Annotated in this window: 3 protein-coding genes; all 3 read right to left on the bottom strand. The window is 70.9% G+C overall.

The window, feature by feature from the left end; genetic code table 11:
• The coding region (locus HW445_RS18665; RefSeq protein ID WP_180222137.1) for a phosphotransferase at positions 1 to 1,368 on the bottom strand (1,368 nt) is incomplete at its 3' end.
• 25 nt (positions 1,369 to 1,393) lie between these two features.
• Positions 1,394 to 3,112 (bottom strand): maltose alpha-D-glucosyltransferase, encoded by a 1,719-nt coding sequence (treS, locus tag HW445_RS18670; RefSeq protein WP_180222138.1) that lies wholly within the window; start codon positions 3,110 to 3,112, stop codon positions 1,394 to 1,396.
• A partial coding sequence (locus HW445_RS18675) for a maltotransferase domain-containing protein (RefSeq protein WP_180222139.1) occupies positions 3,109 to 4,852 on the bottom strand: 1,744 nt, incomplete at its 5' end. The genes treS and HW445_RS18675, both read right to left, overlap by 4 nt.

The raw sequence follows: 4,852 nt of genomic DNA on the forward strand, positions 1-4,852 counted from the left end.
GGCCCCGGCGGCCCCGGCGGACAGGCGCCGTATGGCGGACAGCGGCACCCGCAGCCAGTCCGGCCGGTGCCGGGCCTCGTACACCACCTCGTAGACGGCCTTCTCGGTCTCGCAGGCCCGCAGCATCACCGGATCGGTGCGCGGATCCTGTCCGGCGGCCTCCGCGTAGCCCGTGCAGAACGCGGCGCGGCAGGCGTCGGCCCAGCCCGGCGGCCAGGGACGCCCGGCGTGCGCCGCGTAGTCGAAGGAACGGAGCATCCCCGCGACGTCGCGGACGGCCGGCTGTTCCAGGCGCCGCTCGGCCAGCGGGCGGGACGGCTCGCCCTCGAAGTCGATGACGAACCAGTCGCTGCCGGCCCGCAGCACCTGGCCCAGGTGCAGGTCGCCGTGGACGCGCTGGGCCGGCCGGTCCGCCTCCAGCGAGGCGAACGCCGCCGACAGCCCCGTCACGTAGGGCCGCAGGTCGGGGACGGCACGGGCGGTGGCGTGCAGCCGCTCGGTCATCTCCTGCGCCAGCCGCCCCTTCTGCGGCGCCGCCTCCGGGCCGAGCGGAGCGCGCGGGAAGGCGGCCGCCAGCGCCTGGTGCACCTCGGCGGTGGCCCGGCCCAGGGCGTAGGCGTCACGGGTGAAGTCGTTCTCGGCGGCCAGCGCGTTCAGGCCGAGCGTCCAGCCGTCCGTCGCGGACGGCAGGAACGGCTGGAGCACGCCGAGGGTCGCCTCGAAGGGCTGCGAGGTGCGGAACCAGGCGGTCGGCGCCGGAACCCGGGTGCAGCCCGTGCGCGCCAGCGCCCACGGCACCTCCCAGTCGGGGTTGATGCCGGGCTGGATGCGGCGGAACACCTTCAGGATGTACTGGTCGCCGTAGACCAGCGAGGTGTTGGACTGCTCGGCCGCGAGCAGCCGGGGGGCGAGACCGGCCGGCAGGCAGACGCTGGTGTCCCGCTCGAAGCTGAGCGGCCCGGTGGTACCGGGGTGGCGCAGCCGGTCGAGCAGCAGGGCCGCCGAGCGGGGTTCGCGCAGCGCGTCGTAGACGGCCAGGCCGGCCAGCGGGCCGGAACCGGCCCGGCCGATGAACGCCTCCGCCAGCCGGGGCGGCAGCTCCCGCCGCGCCCCCAGCAGCAGCTGGTAGCAGTCGCCGGGACGGGAGACGCCCGGGGTGGGAGGGCCGGTGTGCTCGGCGTGCACCAGCAGGTGCAGGCAGCCCGGGTGCAGCTCCGTCATGGACAGCAGCTTCAGATCCGTCACGGGCCGGTCCTTGCCCGCGAACCAGCGCTGCTGGGGCAGCCACTCGAGCAACAGCCCCTTGAGGGAGGCCATGGGCTCGGCGGCGACCGGGCGGGCGGTGCGGAGCGGTGCTGTCTTCGTCATGGCGTGTCCTTTCGCGGGCTCAGGCTCACAGTCGTCGGCTGGCGCGGGGGGCGACTCGGACGAGCCGGAACCAGTAGAAGCCGTGGCCCGCCAGGGTCAGCAGGTACGGCAGTTCGCCGATGGCCGGAAAGCGGACTCCGCCGAACAGCTCGACCGGGTGGCGTCCCTCGAAGGCGCTCAGGTCGAGTTCGGTGGGCTGGGCGAAACGGGAGAAGTTGTGCACGCACACGACGGTGTCGTCCTCGTACTCGCGCAGGAAGGCGAGCACCGCGGGGTTGGAGGAGGGGAGTTCGGTGTAGGTGCCGAGTCCGAAGGCGGGGTTCTGCTTGCGGATCTCGATCATCCGGCGGGTCCAGTGGAGCAGTGACGAGGGGGAGCTCATCGAGGCTTCCACGTTGGTGACCTGGTAGCCGAAGACCGGGTCCATGATGGTCGGCAGGTACAGGCGGCCCGGGTCGCAGGGCGAGAATCCGGCGTTGCGGTCCGGGGTCCACTGCATGGGGGTGCGCACGGCGTCGCGGTCGCCGAGCCAGATGTTGTCGCCCATGCCGATCTCGTCGCCGTAGTAGAGGACGGGTGATCCGGGCAGCGAGAGCAGCAGGGCGGTGAAGAGCTCGATCTGGTTGCGGTCGTTGTCCAGGAGGGGCGCGAGACGGCGGCGGATGCCGATGTTGGCCCGCATCCGCGGGTCCTTGGCGTACTCCGCGTACATGTAGTCGCGTTCCTCGTCGGTGACCATCTCCAGGGTCAGCTCGTCGTGGTTGCGCAGGAAGATGCCCCACTGGCACTTCTCGGGGATCGCGGGGGTCTTGGCGAGGATCTCGGAGACCGGGTAGCGCGATTCCCGCCGGACGGCCATGAAGATGCGGGGCATGACCGGGAAGTGGAAGGCCATGTGGCATTCGTCGCCGCCGGCGGAGTAGTCGCCGAAGTAGTCGACGACGTCCTCAGGCCACTGGTTGGCCTCGGCGAGCAGCACGGTGTCCGGGTAGTGCGCGTCGATCTCCTTGCGCACCCGCTTGAGGAACTGGTGGGTGGCCGGCAGGTTCTCGCAGTTGGTGCCGTCCTCCGCGTAGAGATAGGGGACGGCGTCCAGGCGGTAGCCGTCCACGCCGAGGTCGAGCCAGAAGCGCAGGGCCGCCAGGATCTCCTCCTGCACGGCCGGGTTCTCGTAGTTGAGGTCCGGCTGGTGGGAGAAGAACCGGTGCCAGTAGTACTGGCCGCGGACCGGGTCGTAGGTCCAGTTGGACGTCTCGGTGTCGACGAAGATGATGCGCGCGTCGGCGTACCGGGTGTCGTCGTCGGCCCAGACGTAGTAGTCGCCGTAGGGGCCGTCGGGGTCCTTGCGGGACTCCTGGAACCACGGGTGCTGGTCGCTGGTGTGGTTCATGACGAAGTCGATGATCACGCGCATGCCCCGCTGGTGGGCGGCGTCGACGAACTCCACGAAGTCGGCGAGGTCGCCGAACTCCGGCAGGACGGCGGTGTAGTCGGAGACGTCGTACCCGCCGTCGCGCAGCGGTGACTTGAAGAACGGCGGGATCCACAGGCAGTCCACGCCGAGCCACTGGAGGTAGTCGAGTTTGGCGGTGATGCCCTTCAGGTCGCCGACGCCGTCGCCGTTGGAGTCCTGGAAGGAGCGGACCAGCACCTCGTAGAAGACGGCGCGTTTGAACCAGTCCGGGTCCCGGTCACGGGCGGGGGTGTCCTCGAACGTGTCCGGTACGGGGTCGTTGACGGTCATGGCGCTGCGGTCCCTCCGGCCTGGACGTGGAGGCCCTCCACGTGGAAGACATGGGCCGGCCGGACGCCGGGCTCCAGACGGACGTAGTTCGCGCCGCCCCACCGGAACGTCTCGCCCGTCAGCTCGTCCCGGACGGACACCGTGTCGTGCCACTCCCGTCCCAGCCGCGGCAGGTCCGGGCGCACCGTCGCCTCCTGCGCGTGATGCGGGTCGAGGTTGGCGACCACCAGGACCGTGTCGTCGCCCTCCCGCTTGCTGTACGCGATGACGGCGTCGTTGTCGGTCGGATGGAAATGGAGATTGCGCAGCCGGTGCAGCGCGGGATGGCGGCGCCGGATGGCGTTGAGCTCGGCGATCAGCGGGGCGATGGTGCGGCCCTCGCGCTCGGCGGCCTCCCAGTCACGCGGCCGGAGCTGGTACTTCTCCGAGTCCAGGTACTCCTCGCTGCCCTCGCGCACGGGCGTGTTCTCGCAGAGTTCGAAGCCGGCGTAGACGCCCCAGGCGGGGGAGAGGGTGGCCGCCAGCACCGCGCGCACCTCGAAGGCGGGGCGGCCGCCGTGCTGGAGGTAGGCGTTCAGGATGTCCGGGGTGTTCACGAACAGGTTCGGCCGCAGGAAGGCCGCTGACTCACCCGACAACTGGCTCAGATAATCGGTAAGTTCCTGCTTGGAGTTGCGCCAGGTGAAATAGGTGTACGACTGCTGGAAGCCGATCTGGGCGAGCGTCTCCATCATCGCGGGCCGGGTGAAGGCCTCCGCCAGGAAGATCACGTCCGGGTCGGCGGCGTTGATCTCGCCGATCACCTTCTCCCAGAACACCACGGGCTTGGTGTGCGGGTTGTCCACGCGGAAGATGCGGACGCCGTGCTCCATCCAGAACCTCAGGACACGGACCGTCTCGTCCACCAGGCCCGGCATGTCCTGGTCGAAGGCGATCGGGTAGATGTCCTGGTACTTCTTCGGCGGGTTCTCCGCGTACGCGATCGACCCGTCGGGCCGGTGGTGGAACCACTCCGGGTGCTTCTCCACCCACGGATGGTCCGGCGAGCACTGGAGGGCGAAGTCCAGCGCGATCTCCAGGCCGTGCTCCGCGGCCTTCGCCACGAACGCGTCGAAGTCCTCGATCGTCCCGAGGTCCGGGTGGACCGCGTCGTGACCGCCCTCCTGCGAACCGATCGCCCACGGAACGCCGACGTCCCACTCGCCGGCCGTCAGCGTGTTGTTCGGGCCCTTGCGATGCGTTCTCCCGATCGGGTGAACGGGCGGCAGGTAGACGACGTCGAAGCCCATCGCGGCGATCGCGGGCAGCCGCTCGGCCGCCGTCGCGAACGTGCCGCTCACCGGCGGAGCGTCCTGGCCTTGGGGCACGACCGCGCCCTCGGAGCGGGGGAAGAACTCGTACCAGGCCCCGTACAGGGCCCGTTCACGCTCCACCAGCAGCGGCATCGGCCGTGAGGCCGACACCAGCTCGCGCAGCGGATGCCGCTCCAGTGCTTCCTCGGCCGCCGGGTCGAAGGCGGCCGCGAACCGCTCGTCAACCGGCAGCCGGTCGTCCCCCAGCGCCCGGGCCGCGGCCCGCACGGCGTCCCGGGCCGGCCCCTTGGGCACCCGGCGCGCGGCGCGCGCGTACAGCTCGGCGCCCTCCTCCAGCACCAGCCCCACGTCGATACGGGCCGGGATCTTGATACGGGCGTGCCGCCGCCAGGTCGTGACCGGGTCGCTCCAGGCCTCCACGGCGTAC

The organism is Streptomyces sp. UH6 (assembly GCF_013421635.1).
In the GTDB taxonomy this organism is placed as follows: Bacteria; Actinomycetota; Actinomycetes; order Streptomycetales; family Streptomycetaceae; genus Streptomyces; species Streptomyces abyssomicinicus.